A 16,496-nucleotide genomic window follows, 5' to 3' on the forward strand; every position below is an offset into this window, starting at 1 on the left:
TTTCGCATGATCGTGTCATTGAATGACAAGATCGGCGAAGGGGCGGACAGGATGAGCGACAGCCGGGCCTGGGACATGAGGGTCTTCCTGCGCGTCGCGGCGCTGGGCAGCTTCAGCGCCGCCGGGCGCGAGGTCGGCATGACCCCTTCCTCCACCGCCAAGCTGGTGACCCGGCTGGAGGAGCGGCTCGGCGTGCGGCTGGTCGAACGCTCCACCCGCCGGCTGCGCCTGACCGCGGAGGGGGAGCTGTACCGCGAGCGGGCCGAGAGCCTGCTGGGCGACCTCGACGCCATGGAGGCGGAGGTGGCGGGCGGCGCCCGCTCGCCCACCGGAACGATCCGCATTAGCGTGTCGGTGCCCTTCGGGCGGCATTGCCTGCTGCCGCTGCTGCCCGACTTCACGCGGGCCTATCCCGGCATCCGGCTGGACCTGACCCTGACCGACGAGGTGGTGGACCTCTACGCGGCGCGAACCGACGTGGCCTTCCGCGCCGGACGGCTGTCCGATTCGGCGCTGCTGGCGGTGCGGCTGGGCGATGTGCGGCGGCGGATCGTGGCCTCGCCGGACTATCTGGAGCGCATGGGCACGCCGGAGAGCGCCGCGGACCTGGAGCGCCACGACTGCCTGGGCTTCAACTTCCGGCGCGCCGCCGCGGTCTGGCCGCTGAAGTCCGGCGGGCGGCTGGTCGACCGCGAGGTCGACACGCGCATCGTCGCCAACAACGGCGAGACGGTGCGCCACTTGGCGCTGCTCGGCCTCGGGCTGGGGCGGCTGGCCGAATACCACATCCGCAATGACCTCGCCGACGGGCGGCTGGTCAGCGTGCTCGATGACGTCCTGGTGGACAGCGAGGAAATCCACGCCGTCTACACCGGGCGGGAACGGGTCCCGCACCGGGTCCGCGCTTTCCTCGACCACATGACGCCGCGGATGCGCGCATGCCTGCAATGACCGAGCGGCGGGGTGGGGCGTCTTGCCGAAATTAGATAGCAAAGCTATTAAATAGGCATGCAATCGAATAACCCGTCCACCCCCGCCCCGGACTTTCCGTCCAACTTCGGCATCCACCTGTTCCGCGCCGCCCACCTGTGGCGGCGGGAAGCGAACAAGGTGCTGGCGGAGAGCGGCTTTTCCTCCTCCGTCATCTCGCCGCTGATGCTTCTGAACGAACTCGGCGACGGGATGCGCCAGCGCGAGCTGGCCGAGGAGATGGGGGTGGAGGGGCCGTCGCTGGTCCGACTGCTCGACAGCCTGGAGGCCGCGAAGCTGGTCGAGCGCCGGGAGGCCCCGGACGACCGGCGGGCTAAGACGCTGCACCTGACGGACGAGGGCCGCGACCTGCTGGCCCGCGTCAACGCCGCGCTGAACGACGTGCGCCGCCGCCTGCTCCAGGGCGTCTCCGGCCCGGAGATCGCCGGCGCGGTGCGCGTCATGGCGTTGATCGAGTCGAACGCCCGAGCCATGAAGGGCTGACGGCGGTTTATGGCAATGGAATTCCCCTCTCCTGCCCCGGGAGAGGGAAGGGGCCCGCGCCGCAGGCGTGGGAAGGGTGAGGGGGCCGCCAAGGATCAGCGCCACGATCCTCGCAGGGCCCTCACCCACCCGCTGTTGCGGGCACCCTCTCCCGGGGCGGGAGAGGGTTGGATTCGCAAACATCGCTCCCGGCCGGGCCGGTGGAGCGCAAGGACGAACAACGGTGAAACTCTTCTCCCTCCTCATTCGGATCACGGTCACGCTGGTCGTCACGCTGGGCGCCGTCGGCGGCGGCTGGTGGCTGTGGGACTACTACATGAACCAGCCCTGGACCCGCGACGGGCGGGTGCGGGCCGACGTGGTGCAGGTGTCCTCCGACGTCGCCGGTCTGGTGACCGAGGTGCGGGTCATCGACAACCAGGCGGTCCGCAAGGGCGACGTCCTGTTCGTCGTCGACCCCAGCCGCTACCGCCTCGCCGTCGATCAGGCCGACGCCAACCTGGAAAGCGCCCGCGCCGAGCTGTCCTTCCGCAAGGCCGAGGCCGACCGCTACGCGCAGCTCGGCAACAACGTCGTCTCCACCGCCCAGCGGCAGGAGGTCGCCTCCGCCCAGGCCAAGGCCGCCGCCGCCGCCCGCCAGATGGAGGCGGCGCTCGACCTCGCCCGCTTCAATCTGGAGCGGACGGAGGTGCGGGCGACGGTGGACGGCTTCGTCACCAACCTCCAGCTCAAGGCCGGCAACTACGTGACGGCGGGCCAGCCGGTGGTCGCGGTGATCGACCGCCACTCCTTCTACGTCGTCGGCTATTTCGAGGAGACCAAGCTGCCGCGCATCCGCGTCGGTGATCCGGTCCGCGTCACCATCATGGGCGAGCCGGAGCGGCTGACCGGCCGGGTGGACAGCGTGACCCACGCCATCGTGGACCGCGACCGCACCGAAGGTACCGGCCTGCTGCCCAACGTCAACCCGACCTTCAACTGGGTCCGTCTGGCCCAGCGCATTCCCGTGCGCGTCGCGCTGGAGCGGGTCCCCGACCCCCGCGACCTCGTCGCCGGGCGCACCGTGACCGTCGAGGTGGTGCGGGAGGCGGAGCAGGGGGCGCCCGCCAAGCGGGTGGCCGAGCAATGAAGACGCCCGCCCTGAAACTGGTCTCGCTGAACGAGGCGCTGTTCTCGGTCAAGGCCTTCGCGGCGGCCATGGCGGCGCTCTACATCGCCTTCTCCATGGGACTGCCGCGGCCCTTCTGGGCGATGGCGACCGCCTACATCGTCTCCGGCCCGCTGTCGGGCGCGGTGCGGTCGAAGGCGGTCTTCCGCGTCGCCGGGACGGCGCTGGGCTGCGCCGGGGCCATCGCCCTGGTGCCGGCGCTCGCCGATTCGCCCGAGCTGCTCACCCTGGCGCTGGGGCTGTGGGTGGCGGTCTGCCTGTTCATCTCGCTGCTCGACCGCACGCCGCGCAGCTATCTGTTCATGCTGGCCGGCTACACCATCGGCCTGATCGGCTTTCCCGCGGTGACCGACCCGTCGACCATCTTCGACACCGGTCTGGCCCGCGTCGAGGAGATCCTGATCGGCATCCTCTGCGCCACCGTGGTGCACAGCGTGGTCTTCCCGCAGAGCGTCGGGCCGGCGCTGCTCGGCCGGCTGGACGCCACGCTGCGCGACGCGGAGCGCTGGACCCGCGAGGCCCTGTCGCGCGAGCGGGCGCCGGAAGGGGCGGCCAACGCGCAGGAGCGCCAGAAGCTGGCCCGCGACATCACCGAACTGCGCGTCATGGCGACCCATCTGCCCTACGACACGTCCGACGTGCGCTGGATGACGCGGGCGGTGCGGGCGATGCAGGACCGCATGGCCTATCTGCTGCCGCTGACCGCGGGCATCGAGGATCGTCTGGACGCCCTGCGCGGCCAGTTGCCTGCCGAGGTCTCGGCGCTGCTGGCCGATCTCGACCGCTGGGTGGGGGGGGAAGACGCGGAGGGCGGCGCCGACCGTCTGCGCGCAGAGATCGCCCGGCTGTCCCCGGTCATCGGTGCGGACACCGGCTGGAAGGAGGCAACGCTTCTCAACCTGCTGACCCGGCTGCGCTCGCTGGTGGACATCCATCAGGACTGCCGCGACCTGCGGGCGCACATCCGCGACGGCAAGAGCAGCCTGCCGGAGCGTCTCGACCCGCTGACCCGCCGCCGCTCGCGCGACGTCTTCCATCTCGACGCCGGCATGGCGCTGTGGTCGGGCTTCGCGGCGCTGCTCGGGATCGCGGTGGTCTGCGCCTTCTGGATCGGCACCGGCTGGTCGTCGGGATCGGCGGCGGCGATGATGACGGCGGTCTTCTGCTGCTTCTTCGCCTCGCTGGACGATCCCGCGCCGGGCATCCGCCTGTTCCTGGTCTTCACCCTGCTGTCGGTGCCGCTGGCCGCCTTCTACCTGCTGGTCGTGCTGCCGTCCTTCGACAGCTTCCCCATGCTGGTGCTGGGCCTGGCTCCGACTTTTCTGCTGTTGGGCGTCTTCGTGGCACGGCCGGCGACCATGGGCAAGGCGATGGCCCTGCTGATGGGGGTGGTCGGCTCGCTCAGCCTGCTCGACCTCGGGACGGGGGACTTCGCCTCCTTCCTCAACAGCAACGTCGCGCAGGTGGTGGGCATCGCCACGGCGCTGCTGGTCACCCAGCTCTGCCGCTCGGTCGGCGCGGCCTGGAGCGCCCGGCGCCTGCTCCGCGCCGGCTGGAGCGAGATCGCGGCGATGACCGCCGCCCGCTCCGGCATTCCGGTGGGCAGCTTCGAGAACCGTATGCTCGACCGCGTCGGGCTGCTGTCGTCCCGTCTGGCGCTGGCCGGTCCGCAGCAGGATCTGGCCGCAGCAGACGCGGTGAACGACCTGCGCGTCGGTCTGAACGTGGCGGAGTTGCAGCGCGCCCGCCGCGCCCTGGGCGGCCCGGCGGCTCCCCATGTGGCGCGGCTGCTGGGCGCGGTGGGGCAGCATTTCCGCGGCCTGTCCAGCCGCCGCCTCGGCACGCCCCCGGCGGAGGTCCTGCCGATGATGGACGCCGCCCTGTCCAACCTGTCGGCCGAGCCGCGGTCGGCGGAGCGCGACCGCGCGGTGATCGCGCTGGCCGGGCTGCGCCGCGCGCTGTTCCCGCACCTGACCTTCGCCGCGCCTGAATCCTCCAGCGAATCGCTCCGCGAGCCGGTGACCGCATGATCGGCGAAATCGACATCTATGGGCTGTTCATTCCCCCGCTGCTGATCCTGGCGATCGCGGCCTGGTTCGTCTCGGGCCTGCTGCGGCGCGGCCTGCGGGCGGTGGGGTTCTACGGCTGGGTCTGGCACCCGCCGCTGTTCGATCTGGCGCTCTATGTGCTGGTGCTGAGCGCGCTGACGGCGCTGACCGCGTGGCTGCGGTGAAGGGGAGAAGGCGGATCGGGGCGCTTATTGTTATGGACTTCCCTCCGACGCCCCGAACCACCTATACCCATCCAAACCGTAAGGTTTAGAGACGTATCGGTTACCGCTGATATAACAGTTTGTCAAGCGATGGGACGGTCGAGACCAGTTCCCTCTCCCCTCTGGGGAGAGGGTTAGGGTGAGGGGGTTGCGCTATTGCCGGACTTCAAGCCACGCACGACCCCCTCACCGGCCCTTTGGGCCACCCTCTCCCCAGGGGGGAGAGGGTTATGAACGTCGGGTGCTTTGGCTGGGGGTTGGAACGGAGCCATCGCTTCCGCGCGCGACAACGGATGGACCGCGCCGGCTCCGCCTTGCCGGTGGGGCGGCCTTTGCGGTACCATTTCGGCCATGGTTGAAACGCGACGCACCGGTGACCGCTCCAACGAACCGATCCGCTCCGAGGTCGGCGGCGGGCGAGTCGCGTCGCCGGGAACGGTCGGCGTCCGCAACCGGGCGGAGCAGGTTGGCGGCGGGCGCCAGCGCATCCCCAGCGTCCGTGAACTGGCCAGCCTTCTGGTGAACGGCATCCTGACGCTGCCGCGCAATTACCGCCGCGGCATGTATCTCGACGTTCAGGTCTGACCCGGCCCACCCCCGGTGTAAGCCGCGATCTCCGGTCCGAACAGGCGCTCCAACAGCAGTGGCGGCAACTCATACTGCGGCAGGCACAGGCTGGTGCTGCGGGCGTGCAGGGTGTGCAGGCACAGCCCCTCGGCGTCAGGAAAGGCGGCGACGCGGAAGCGCTCCCGCGCGCTCTTCATGAACGGGGCGTCCTCGCAGGCGTTGACCGGCGGGAAGCGCACCGCCTCCCACACCGACCGGCGGTAGGCGTAGGAAAAGCCGTAGCCGAGCAGATTGTCGTCGGACGGCGGTGTCTCCGGCGCCTCGACATACGAACGCGTCGTCCGGCCCCAGCGATGGTGCGAGCCGCCGCGCGCCGTGTCCCAATAGCCGAAGGCCCCGTGCACCGCGCTGTGCAGGAACCAGCCGGACAGGGTCACCGCCTCGTGCCCCGCCTCCAGCCAGCCGAGCAGCCGCTCCACATAGTTGGGCGCGTAGAAGTCGTCATCGTCGAAATGGACGATGACCTCGCCGCGCGCGTGCTCTGCCAGGATGTTGCGCTTCTCCCCGATGGCGTAGCGGCGCGGCGCGTAGAAATACTTCAGCCGCGGCCCGGCGAGGGGCTGGAGATAGGCGGACGGGCGCGGGCTGTCGTCGAACACCAGCCACTCGATGTCGGGGACGGTCTGGGACAGGACGCGGGCGTGGCACAGCGGCAGGATGTCCTCCCGTCCCCAGCTTGGCGTGATGACGCTGACGAGCGGCCGGTCGGCCATGGTCTCTCCTTGGGAACGTGCCCGACCGCGGCGCCGCATGGACTCCAGCCCCGCGGCGCGTGTAGACAGGCGGCATGGTGACACTTCGGGATGCTTTGGCCGCCGCGGTCGGCCACCATCAGGCGGGCCGGTTGGACGAGGCCCGCCCCCTCTATCATAGCATCCTGCGCAGCCAACCGGGCCATCCCGACGCGCTTCACCTGCTGGGCGTCCTGGAAAGCCAGACCGGCCGGCTCGGCGCGGCTCTGCCGCTGCTGCGCCGCGCCGTGGCGCTTCTGCCCGGTGACGCCGATTTCCTCGGCAATCTGGCGCGGACCCTGCGCGCGGCCGGACAGCCCGACGAAGCGGAGCGCGCCTTCGCCCGCACGGCAACGCTCGACCCCGCGGACGTCCAGGCCGCCTTCACGCTGGGTTCGCTGCGGCTGGAGCGCGGGGATGCGGCGGGCGCGGCAACGGCCTTCGCCCAGGCGCTGGCCCGGCGTCCCGACTTCGCCGAGGCGCGCATCAACCGCGCCAACGCTCTGGCCGCGCTGGGCCGGGCGGAGGACGCGGCGCGGCTGCGCCGGCAGGCGGTGGCCCTGGCGCCCGCCCACCCCGACGCGCTCCACAACGCGGCGGTGAGCGCGCTCGCCGACGCCGGGCTGGACCGTCCGCTGTCGCACGCCCGGCGCCTCGACCCGGAGTTGGTGGAGCGCGCGGGGCGTGCCCTGACCCACGCGCTCGTCGCCGATCCGCGGCACGGGGCGGCGGCGGATGCGCTGACCGGGGCGGCGCTTTCGCTCGTCCAGGCCGGGCAGGCGCCGGAACGGCTGCTCGACCGTGCCGCCCGCACCGCCCTGACGGTCCTGCGCCGCAACCCGCGCGACACACGGGCGGCGGCGGTGGTCGCCTACCGCTTCTACCGGCGGGGGCGGACGGACCTCGCCAGCCGCTTCATGCGGCGCTTTGCCCGGAGATTCACCGCGGCGGAGGTGGCGGCGGATTTCGAGCTGCGCCTGTGGTCGATGGTGCGGGCCGGGCGGCGGGCGCTGGACGGCCTCCCCGACGCCGACGCCCTGCTCAGCGCCTTCCCCCCTCTGGAACTGCTGGCCGAGCCGCCGGCGGGGAACGGGCCGCTGCTGGCGGTGTCCTGCGACGACGGCTATTACCGGCGCTTCGCAACGGGCCTGCTCGATTCGGTGGAGGCGCAAGCAGGGAGCGTGGCGGTCCATGTCCACGTGGTGAATCCCTCGCCGGAGACTCTGGCCGACCTCGCCCGGCGTCGGGAACGCCTGCCGCTGGGCACCAGCCGGGAGGAGGTGGACTTCACGGGCTGGGACGACCATCGCCGCACCACCTACTACGCCTGCATCCGTTTCCTGCGCTGGCACCAGCTGATGACGCTTTGGGGGCGGCCCCTGCTGCATCTGGACGCCGATTGCACGCTGGCCGGGGGGCTTGATGCGCTGGCGACGCTTCTGGATGGAGCCGACGTCGGGCTGCTGCGCGATGCCCGCTGGCGCGGCCCGACGCGGGAGATCACCGTCTGCTTCGCGGCGTTCCAACCCACTCCGCGGGGGCGTGCCTTCCTCGCTTCGACCGCGGCCTACATCGGGGCCTTTCTGCGGGAGGGGCGCGGGTTCTGGATGCTGGATCAGGCCGCACCCTTCGCGGTGCTCGACGCACTGGAGCGGCGGGGGGAAGGGCCGGGGGTGCGCTGGTTCGACGTTCTGGATTTCCCCTGGGTCCGCTTCATCGGCGAAAAGTGACTCAGGAGGGAAGCCGGGCGCAACGTCCATCCGGGCAGTCGCGGCAGCATTGTCCGCAGATGTCGTCCAGATCCACGGCGATGCCGTGCCGCTTGAGAACGCCCTGGGCATAGGCGGTGTAAAGGCGCGCCAGCGCCCGCCGGTTCGCGGCCACCTTACTGGCGGTCAGCGCTTCCGGCGCCAGCACCGCGCCGATGGCCTGCTCCACGTCCTCAATGGCCGTGCGGACGGCCGAAAGGTTCAGCATCCAGGACCTCCCTGGGGCGTCGCGACCCTTAATGAATCTGATATACAACATGTGACGAAAAATTAGTGTCCAAACAACCCCTAATTTCGGATTGGGCGTCGTCCTATCCGGAAAGGCTAGTCCCGCCGCGACAGATCACGCAGAGACGTTGCCAGCGCCTCGGCCAGGCGCCGCCCATCGCAGAGCGGCCCGGCCGCCATGCGCGGGCGCAGGGTCCGGCGCAGTTCCGCCAGCCGCGCCGGGCCGGCGGCCCAGCCGGCGGCAAGGTCCACATAGTCCGCCGGGTCGCGGGCGACGCAGCCCTCCACCCCCGCCACGCTCAGGAAAGCCAGCGAATGGCGGCTGGAGAAGGTCTCGCCGGGCAGCGTGACGACCGGAACGCCCATCCACAACGTCTCCAGCGTCGTCGTGCTGCCGGCGAAGGGGAAGGGGTCCAGCGCCACGTCCACGCGGGCGCACCAGCCCATATGCTCCCGACTGCCGGTCGCCCCGGCCAGGATCAGCCGCTCCGGCGCGATGCCCGCCGCGGCCAGCCGTTCGCGCCACTGGGCGGCGGTTTCCGGGCAGGACAGGGCCTTGGTCTTCAGCAGCAGGCGCGACTCGGGCAACCGGGCGAGCAGGGCGGTCCAGGTGGCGAGGACCTCATCGGTCAGCTTGGTCAGGATGTTGAAGACGCCGAAGGTGACGGGCTGGCCGGTCAGGCAGGGCGGCAGGCCGGGCTCCGGCGCGTCCGGCGGCGGGTCGTAGGCGATGAAGGCGCCGGGCATGCGCAGGATGCGCTCGCTGTAGAAGCGCTCCGCCCCCTCCGGCACATGGTGGGCGTCGGCGACCAGCGCGTCCATGGCGGCGAGCCCGGTGGTCGCCATGTAGCCGGACCACGCCACCTGCACCGGCGCCGGCTTGCGCGCGAAGACGCCCAGCCGCCCGCGGGCGTTGTGCCCGGCGAGGTCGATCAGCGCGTCCAGCCGGTCGTTCCGGATCAGCGTTGCAAGTTCAGCGTCGGTCCGGTCGGCGACCGGCACCCAGCGCGCCGCCGCGGCGCGGAAGCGGTCGGTGAGGTCGTCCGCTTCCAACTGGTTGGCGTAGAGGGTCAGCTCGACGCCGAAGTCCGGCAGCGCCTCCACCGCCCGCACCGCGAACTGCCCCGCCGGGTGACGGCGGAAGTCGCCGGACAGGATGCCGACGCGCAGCGGACGGGAGTCGTCCCGAACCGCCGGAGCGCGCGGCGTCCATTCGGGCCGCAACGGCGCGCCGTGCACGGCGTCCCAGCCGCGGTGCGCCTCCAGCACGCGCGCCAGCGTCACGCCCGGCCGGAACAGCTCCAGATAGGCGAGGTTGGAGCGCACCTCGGCCAGATCGGGCCGCAGCGCCAAGGCGCGGCGGTAGCCGGCCTCAGCGGCATCCAGATCGCCCTGTGTCTGGCGCACCAGCGCGAGATTCGCGTAAGCCTCGGCCAGATTGGGGCACAGGGCGGCGCCCCAGGCGTAGGCGCGGGCGGCCTCGGCCAGACGGTTGCGCTTTTGCAGCGCATCGCCCCGGCGCAGCGCGGCCTCCGCGAAGTCCGGGCGCACGGATTCGGCGCGGCGGGCGGCCCGTTCGGCGTCGGCGGGGGCGTCGAGGGCCAGCAAGGCGGCCGACAGGTTGGCGAGCGCCGTGGCGTGGTCGGGGCGCAGCGCCAGCGCGCGGTGCAAGGTCCGCTGCGCCTCCGCCGCCCGGCCGCGTTGCAACATCAGCGAGGCGCGGTTGGCGTGCGCCTCCCCGAATCCGGGATCGTCGGCCAGGGCGGCGCGGAAGGCGCCGTCCGCTTCGTCCGGCCGGCCGAGCGCCGTCAACGTGTTGCCGAGGTTGAAGCGGGCGCGCGCGTAGCCGGGGCGCAGCGCGGCGGCCTGCCGGTAGGCGTCCGCGGCCTCCTCCAGCCGGCCCAGCCGGTCGAGCGCGTTGCCGAGGTTGTAATGGGCCTGCGCGAAGGCCGGGCGCAGGTGGATCGCCGCGCGGTGGGATTCCGCCGCCTCCGCCGCCCGGTCCAGGGCGCGCAGCGCACTGCCCAGATTGTCGTGATAGTCGGCGACGGTCGCGTCGGCGCGGATGGCGGCACGGATGCGCGGCTCGGCCTCCGCCGGGTGTCCGGCCTGGAGATAGACGACGCCCAGCAGATGCAGCGCGTCGGGGTGCTCGGGCAGCGTGTCGAGGACGGCCTGATAGCCGCCTGCCGCCTGCGCCAGCCGTCCGGCCTGATGATGGGCCAGCGCCGCGGCCAGCACGTCCTTGATCGTCGCCATGCTGGCTTGTGTAGAGCATTTCACCGCATGGCTGAAGAGCGCGCGTCAGCTCACCATGCGCCAGCTTCCGTCCGACTGGCGGCAGGCGGTGCCGTAGCCCTGCTGAAGCTGCCCGCCGACCACGATGCTGGTCTGGAACTCCCGGCACGGCTCGCCATAGGGGCCGGTGCCGTCGCGGGTCGGGGTGTAGGTGCCCCAGTTGCCGGTCTGCGGGTTGTTCCACTGCACGGTGGCGCCGGTCGGCGCCATGTAGGCCTGCCCCGCGGCCTGCTGCGCGTACATCAGGTCGGCGCGGTCCATCGACTGGCCGGCGGCGTTGCCCAGCGCGGCGCCGAGCAGGGTACCGACGCCGACCGCCACCAGCTTGCCCGTGCCGCCCCCGAAGCGCGACCCGGCGAGGCCGCCGACCACGCCGCCCAGCAGGGTGCCCGCCGTCGCCTTGTTGCCATAGCCGGGGGCGTAGCCGCCGCCATAGTTGGCCCCGTACCCGCCACCACCATACCCGGCGCCATACCCATAGCCATAGGGGCTGGCGCAGCCGGCCAGCAGGCCCACGGACAACACAACCGCAACAATCCCCTTGGCCTTCATCTCGAACCCCACGGAACGGAACCTGCCCCCGTAAACATGGCAGCCCCGCAAACTATTCCGTCCGCGTGACGGAACGCCGCCGTTGCCCCTATGATGCAAGGAAATGGCCGCGTCCAAGCGGCCGGCAAGAACCTGTCGGGAGGAAAAGCATGCTGCCGGAAGCGGACAGCTACGAGGGCCTGCGCGACCGTTTCGTCTGGTCGGTGCCGGAGCGTTACAACATCGGCGTGGACGTCTGCGACAAGTGGGCGGAGCGCGATCCGGACCGCACCGCCCTGATCCACAAGCGCCGCGACGGCGCGGTGGAGACCTACAGCTTCGCCGACATCCGCCGCCTGTCGAACCGCCTCGCCAACGCGCTGGCCGCCCATGGGGTGGCGCGCGGCGACCGGGTGGGCATCCTGCTGCCCCAGGCGCCGGAGACGGCGGTCAGCCACGTCGCCGTCTACAAGATGGGCGGCGTCGCCGTCCCCCTCTTCTCGCTGTTCGGCGTCGAGGCGCTGGAATACCGCCTCGGCAACTGCGGGGCGAGGGCGGTGGTGACCGACGCCGTGGGTGCGGCCAAGATCGCCCAGATCCGCGACCGCCTGCCCGAACTGAAACTCGTCCTGCGCATCGACGAGGCCGGGGAGGGCGAGCTGGACTGGCACGCGCTGGTCGATGCCGCGTCGGAGGACTTCACGCCGGTGGACACGGCGGCCGACGACCCGGCGGTGATCATCTACACCTCCGGCACCACCGGCCAGCCCAAGGGGGCGCTGCACGCGCACCGGGTGCTGCTCGGCCATCTGCCGGGGGTGGAGATTTCCCACGACCTGTTCCCGCAGCCGGGCGACCGCATCTGGACCCCGGCGGACTGGGCGTGGATCGGCGGGTTGCTCGACGTTCTGATGCCCGCCTGGCACCATGGCGTGACCGTGGTCTCCCACCGCTTCGAGAAGTTCGACGCGGAGGAGGCCTTCCGCCTGATCGCCGATTTCCAGGTGCGCAACGCCTTCCTGCCGCCGACCGCGCTGAAGATGATGCGCGCGGTGAAGGACCCGCAGACGCGCTGGAATTACAGCATGCGCTCCGTCGCCAGCGGCGGCGAGACGCTGGGGGCCGAGCTTCTCGACTGGGGCCGCCAGACCTTCGGGCTGACCATCAACGAGTTCTATGGCCAGACCGAGTGCAACATGATCGTGTCCTCCTGTGCCACGGTCATGCCGCCCAAGCCCGGCATCATGGGCCGCCCGGTGCCCGGCCACGACGTGGCGGTGGTCGACGGGAAGGGCAACCGCCTTCCTCCCGGTGAGATCGGCCTGATCGCCGTGCACCGCCCGGACCCGGTGATGTTCCTTCAATACTGGAACAACCCGGAGGCCACAGCGGCGAAGTTTGTCGGTGATGGGGGCGACTGGCTGGTCACCGGCGACCAGGGTGAGTTGGACGCGGACGGCTACATCCGCTTCGTCGGGCGTGACGACGACGTGATCACGTCGGCCGGCTACCGCATCGGCCCCGGCGAGATCGAGGATTGCCTGATCGGCCACCCCGCCGTCCGCATGGCCGCCGTGGTCGGTATGCCCGACCCTTTGCGCACCGAGATCGTGAAGGCCTTCATCGTCCTCCAGGACGGCGTGCGCCCCAGCGACGAACTGGCGGCGGAGATCCAGGCCCATGTGAAGACGCGGCTGGCCGCCCACGAGTACCCCCGCGCCGTGGAGTTCGTGGACAACCTGCCGATGACGACCACGGGCAAGATCATCCGGCGCGAGCTGAGGGGGAGGGGGTAGGCTTCCCAAACCCCTCTCCCGCCCCGGGAGAGGGAGGGACCCGCCGCGCAGCGGCGGGAGGGTGCGGGTGCGGCCAAGGATCAGCGCATAACCCTTGCACGACCCTCACCCGCCCGCTCTCGCGGGCACCCTCTCCCAAGACGGGAGAGGGGAATAAGCAACAAACAACAAGAAACGAAAACGACCCGAACGATGGTGACGACATCCCTGCTCCTGCTCGCCGCGGCCTTCCTGGCCGGGGCGATGAACGCGGTCGCCGGCGGCGGCAGTTTCCTGACCCTTCCCGCGCTGATCTACGCCGGGGTTCCACCCGTGGCGGCGAACGCCACCGGCACGGTGGCGCTGCTGCCCGGCTACGCCAGCGGCGTCTACGGCTACCGCCACGATCTGGAGCCGGTGGGCGGGGTCGGGCTGGTCACGCTGTCGGTGGTCAGCCTGACCGGAGGGCTGATCGGGGCGGCGCTGCTGCTGGTGACTCCGGATTCGGTGTTCCGCAGCATCGTGCCCTGGCTGCTGCTGGTCGCCACCGCGCTGTTCGCCTTCGGCGGCATGCTGGCGGCCCGGCTGCGGGTGGTGGGGCTGCACGGGACGGGGGCGATGCTCGCCACGCTGTTCGCGGTGTCGGTCTATGGCGGCTACTTCAACGGCGGCCTCGGCATCCTGCTGCTGGCGCAGCTGAGCCTGTTCGGGATGACCAACCTGAACGCCATGAACGCGCTGAAGAACCTGTTCTCCGCCGTGCTGACCGCCATCGCGGTCGCCGCCTACGCGGTCGGCGGGGCGGTGGAGTGGTCCTACGCCGCGCTGATGACCGTGGCGGCGGTGGCCGGCGGCTATGCCGGGGCTCGGGTTGGACGCAAGATCCCGTCGCGCATCCTGCGCGCGGGCATCATCGCCGTGGGCTTGGCGATGAGCGTCCTGTTCTTCCTGAAGTAGGGCGGCTGAAGTAAGGCGGCCTGCAGCAAAAGCCGTTCGGTTCCGGCGGCGCCTGCGCTAAGGTGGCGGCCCTCTCCATGATGGCCGCCACGACGCAAGACCCCGCATGCTGACCGTATCCGACCTCGACCTCTTCTACGGCGACGCCCAGGCGCTCGACGGCGTGTCCATCGCGGTGGCGGAGGGCACGACGACCGCCATCGTCGGCGCCAACGGGGCGGGCAAGACCTCGCTGATCCGCACCATCTCCGGCATCCTGAAGCCGGCCCGCGGCACCATCCGCTTCCGCGGCAAGGACATTGCCGGCCTGCCCAGCCACGTCGTCTGCGACCTCGGCATCGGGCAGGTGGCGGAGGGGCGGCAGATCTTCCCCACACTCAGCATCCGCGAGAATCTGGAGATGGGCGCCGTCATCCCGCGTGCCCGCGCCGAGGCGAAGGACACGTTCGAGCGCGTGCTGACCCTCTTCCCCCGCCTGAAGGAGCGGCTGGAGCAGGCCGCCGGCACCCTGTCGGGCGGCGAGCAGCAGATGCTGGCCATCGGGCGCTGCCTGATGGGCAAGCCCGACCTGATCATGTTCGACGAGCCGTCGCTCGGCCTCTCCCCGACCATGGTGCAGGAGCTGTTCCGCACCATCCGCGCGCTGGCCGCCGAGGGCATGACGATCATCCTGGTGGAGCAGAACGTCGCCGCCTCGCTGAAGCTGGCACAGCGCGCCTATGTGCTGGAGAACGGGCGCGTCGTTCTGGCCGGCACGGGCCAGGAGTTGCTGGCCGACCCCGCGGTGAAGCAGGCCTATCTCGGCCTGTGACGTGTCAGCGGTCGCGGTGGCTGAAACCCTCTTGACTTAGAGCGCGCTCGAACCCGTAGCGTCCTGTGCATCGTGATGAGAAGCAGACGCGCATGAAGATCGGAGACCTCGCGAAACGCTCGGGGCTGACGGCCCACACCATCCGCTACTATGAGCGGATAGGGCTGCTGCCCTACGCCGACCGGAACCAATCCCGACACCGCGATTATGACGCCTCGATCCTGATCTGGATCGAGTTTCTCGGCCGGCTGAAGACGACCGGCATGCCGATCCGCGACATGCTCCGCTACGCGGCGCTTCGCGAGGAGGGCGCCGGGACCGAAGCGGAACGGCGGGCCTTGCTGGAGCAGCACCGCGACCGCGTGCGTGCCCAGGTCGATGACCTGAACGCCTGTCTTCTCGTCCTCGATACCAAGATCGACGGCTACGTCGAAACGGAACAGAGGAAGACTGACGATGACACACCTGTCCAAAATCGAATCCGGGGTCGAAGAAAGCCGGCTTGAACGCGGGCAACGGGCGCTTGCCGAAATCGACGGCGCGGCCGGTCACAAGGTGGTGGCGGCGCTTGCCGACATCGCGCCGGACTTCGCGACCTACCTGTTCGAATTTCCCTTCGGCGACATCTATTCGCGGCCCGGCCTCGACCTGCGCTCGCGCGAGATCGCCACCATCGCGGCGCTTGCCGCCATGGGGAACGCGGCACCCCAGCTCAAGGTGCACATCGAGGCCGGATTGAACGTCGGGCTGACCCGCGACGAGATCGTCGAGGTTCTCATCCAGATGGCGGTCTATGCAGGGTTCCCGGCCGCTCTCAACGGGCTGCTCGCGGCCAAGGAGGTCTTCGCGGCGACCGACGGGCAACGGCCGCAGGGACCGTCATGAGACCTACCGCGCCAGCAGGTCGTGATGCTCGCGGTGGCGGTGCATCCAGTTGGCGGCGTAGCCGCAGATCGGGACGATGGTCAGCCCTTCGGCGCGGGCGATGGCCATCACCCCTTCCAGCAGCCGCCCGGCGGCGCCGGTGCCGCGCAGGGACGGCGGCGCCTCCACATAGGGGATGTGCAGGATGGTGCCGCGGCGGCGGTAGGTCGCGAAGACCGTCTGGCCGTTCACGTCCAGTTCGAACCGGCTCATGGCCGGGTTGTCGGTCACGGTGTCGCTCATGCCCATTCCAACAGCCGAAGCCTTTGGTTGTTCACTGCAAATGTCATGAACCGGGGGCGCGCGGGGCGCTCCAGCCGCGCAGCACGCTGACCACCCGCAGCAGGAAGGCCGCCGCCGCCCCGGCGATGGCGATCGGCGCCTTCGGCAGGTCCAGCATGGCCCCGGCGATGACGATCGCCGCGCCCAGCAGGGCGGCCACCGCGTAGATCTCCTCGCGCAGGACCCGCGGCACCTCGGCCACCAGCACGTCGCGCACCAGCCCGCCGCCGCAGGCGGTCAGCACGCCGAGCAGGACCGCGGGCAGCGGGCCCAGCCCATAGGCCAGCGCCTTGCCGCAGCCGGCCACCGCGAAGATGCCGAGGCCGGCCGCGTCCAGCACCATCACCGGCTTGACCAGACGGTTGATGAGGGGGTGGAAGAAGAAGGCGAACAGGCCCGAGGCCAGCGCCGTGATCAGGTACCGCTCGTCCTGCATGGTGGCCGGCGGGATCGCCCCGATCAGCAGATCGCGCAGCACGCCGCCGGCCAGCGCCGTCACCAGCGCCAGCACCATCACGCCGAAGATGTCCAGACGGTGCCGCACGGCCAGCGTCCCTCCCGTCAGCCCGAAGATGAAGATCCCGGTCAGGTCCATGGCGAGGAGGAGGGGCGAAACATCGGGTATGATGGCGGGCATGATGGCGGTCGGC

Annotated in this window: 18 protein-coding genes; 12 read left to right on the forward strand and 6 right to left on the reverse strand. The window is 70.8% G+C overall.

Annotated features, from left to right (window positions below; all coding sequences use genetic code 11):
• Window positions 1-51 precede the first annotated feature (51 nt).
• From ACFPMG_RS14455 to ACFPMG_RS14480, 6 genes are all read left to right on the forward strand, one after another.
• On the forward strand, window positions 52-951 hold the full coding sequence (locus ACFPMG_RS14455) for a LysR family transcriptional regulator (protein ID WP_376995787.1): 900 nt from the start codon (window positions 52-54) through the stop codon (window positions 949-951).
• Between the two features lie 57 nt (window positions 952-1,008).
• Entirely contained in the window at window positions 1,009-1,473 is a 465-nt protein-coding gene (locus ACFPMG_RS14460) for a MarR family winged helix-turn-helix transcriptional regulator (RefSeq protein ID WP_376995788.1), read from the forward strand.
• Between the two features lie 223 nt (window positions 1,474-1,696).
• Entirely contained in the window at window positions 1,697-2,602 is a 906-nt protein-coding gene (locus ACFPMG_RS14465) for an efflux RND transporter periplasmic adaptor subunit (protein ID WP_376995789.1), read from the forward strand.
• The gene (locus ACFPMG_RS14470; RefSeq protein ID WP_376995790.1) at window positions 2,599-4,671 is read left to right on the forward strand and encodes an FUSC family protein; all 2,073 of its coding nucleotides are present in this window, start codon (window positions 2,599-2,601) and stop codon (window positions 4,669-4,671) included. The genes ACFPMG_RS14465 and ACFPMG_RS14470 overlap by 4 nt, the downstream gene beginning before the upstream one ends.
• Window positions 4,668-4,874, forward strand: a complete 207-nt coding sequence (locus ACFPMG_RS14475) for a DUF1656 domain-containing protein (protein WP_014198238.1) — start codon at window positions 4,668-4,670, stop codon at window positions 4,872-4,874. Before ACFPMG_RS14470 ends, ACFPMG_RS14475 begins: the two co-directional genes overlap by 4 nt.
• Before the next feature lie 390 nt (window positions 4,875-5,264).
• Complete coding sequence (locus tag ACFPMG_RS14480; RefSeq protein ID WP_014198240.1) at window positions 5,265-5,498, forward strand: hypothetical protein; 234 nt, start codon at window positions 5,265-5,267, stop codon at window positions 5,496-5,498.
• Here the strand turns inward: ACFPMG_RS14480 and ACFPMG_RS14485 are convergent.
• Window positions 5,489-6,253 (reverse strand): glycosyltransferase family 2 protein, encoded by a 765-nt coding sequence (locus ACFPMG_RS14485; protein ID WP_376995791.1) that lies wholly within the window; start codon window positions 6,251-6,253, stop codon window positions 5,489-5,491. The genes ACFPMG_RS14480 and ACFPMG_RS14485 overlap by 10 nt on opposite strands.
• A gap of 74 nt (window positions 6,254-6,327) precedes the next feature.
• Between ACFPMG_RS14485 and ACFPMG_RS14490 the strand changes: the two genes are divergently transcribed.
• Window positions 6,328-8,001, forward strand: a complete 1,674-nt coding sequence (locus ACFPMG_RS14490) for a CHAT domain-containing protein (protein WP_376995793.1) — start codon at window positions 6,328-6,330, stop codon at window positions 7,999-8,001.
• A 1-nt stretch (window position 8,002) separates the two neighbouring features.
• Here the strand turns inward: ACFPMG_RS14490 and ACFPMG_RS14495 are convergent, their stop codons facing one another.
• The 3 genes from ACFPMG_RS14495 to ACFPMG_RS14505 form a co-directional block, all read right to left on the reverse strand.
• Window positions 8,003-8,248: a hypothetical protein gene (locus ACFPMG_RS14495; RefSeq protein WP_376995795.1), complete on the reverse strand. Its 246-nt coding sequence runs from the start codon at window positions 8,246-8,248 to the stop codon at window positions 8,003-8,005.
• Between the two features lie 116 nt (window positions 8,249-8,364).
• Complete coding sequence (locus ACFPMG_RS14500; RefSeq protein WP_376995796.1) at window positions 8,365-10,527, reverse strand: O-linked N-acetylglucosamine transferase family protein; 2,163 nt, start codon at window positions 10,525-10,527, stop codon at window positions 8,365-8,367.
• Window positions 10,528-10,572: 45 nt separating this feature from the next.
• Window positions 10,573-11,091, reverse strand: coding sequence for an RT0821/Lpp0805 family surface protein (locus tag ACFPMG_RS14505; protein WP_376995798.1), 519 nt, complete (start codon window positions 11,089-11,091; stop codon window positions 10,573-10,575).
• Between the two features lie 176 nt (window positions 11,092-11,267).
• On the opposite strand from ACFPMG_RS14505, the gene ACFPMG_RS14510 reads away from it, so the two are divergent.
• The 5 genes from ACFPMG_RS14510 (at window position 11,268) to ACFPMG_RS14530 (ending at window position 15,525) form a co-directional block, all read left to right on the forward strand.
• Window positions 11,268-12,893, forward strand: a complete 1,626-nt coding sequence (locus ACFPMG_RS14510; protein ID WP_376995799.1) for an acyl-CoA synthetase — start codon at window positions 11,268-11,270, stop codon at window positions 12,891-12,893.
• A 192-nt stretch (window positions 12,894-13,085) separates the two neighbouring features.
• On the forward strand, window positions 13,086-13,829 hold the full coding sequence (locus ACFPMG_RS14515) for a sulfite exporter TauE/SafE family protein (protein WP_376995800.1): 744 nt from the start codon (window positions 13,086-13,088) through the stop codon (window positions 13,827-13,829).
• Window positions 13,830-13,935: 106 nt separating this feature from the next.
• Window positions 13,936-14,640, forward strand: a complete 705-nt coding sequence (locus ACFPMG_RS14520; RefSeq protein WP_376995801.1) for an ABC transporter ATP-binding protein — start codon at window positions 13,936-13,938, stop codon at window positions 14,638-14,640.
• Between the two features lie 92 nt (window positions 14,641-14,732).
• Entirely contained in the window at window positions 14,733-15,146 is a 414-nt protein-coding gene (locus ACFPMG_RS14525) for a MerR family transcriptional regulator (protein WP_376995802.1), read from the forward strand.
• Window positions 15,097-15,525 (forward strand): carboxymuconolactone decarboxylase family protein, encoded by a 429-nt coding sequence (locus ACFPMG_RS14530; protein WP_376995803.1) that lies wholly within the window; start codon window positions 15,097-15,099, stop codon window positions 15,523-15,525. The genes ACFPMG_RS14525 and ACFPMG_RS14530 overlap by 50 nt, the downstream gene beginning before the upstream one ends.
• Window positions 15,526-15,528: 3 nt before the next feature.
• Here ACFPMG_RS14530 and ACFPMG_RS14535 read toward each other — a convergent pair whose 3' ends face one another.
• Complete coding sequence (locus ACFPMG_RS14535; RefSeq protein WP_035678432.1) at window positions 15,529-15,807, reverse strand: GNAT family N-acetyltransferase; 279 nt, start codon at window positions 15,805-15,807, stop codon at window positions 15,529-15,531.
• 43 nt (window positions 15,808-15,850) lie between these two features.
• The gene (locus ACFPMG_RS14540) at window positions 15,851-16,483 is read right to left on the reverse strand and encodes a trimeric intracellular cation channel family protein (protein ID WP_376995804.1); all 633 of its coding nucleotides are present in this window, start codon (window positions 16,481-16,483) and stop codon (window positions 15,851-15,853) included.
• Window positions 16,484-16,496: the final 13 nt, after the last annotated feature.

Origin of the sequence: Azospirillum himalayense (genome assembly GCF_042657465.1) — a bacterium.
Classification (GTDB): Bacteria; Pseudomonadota; Alphaproteobacteria; order Azospirillales; family Azospirillaceae; genus Azospirillum; species Azospirillum himalayense.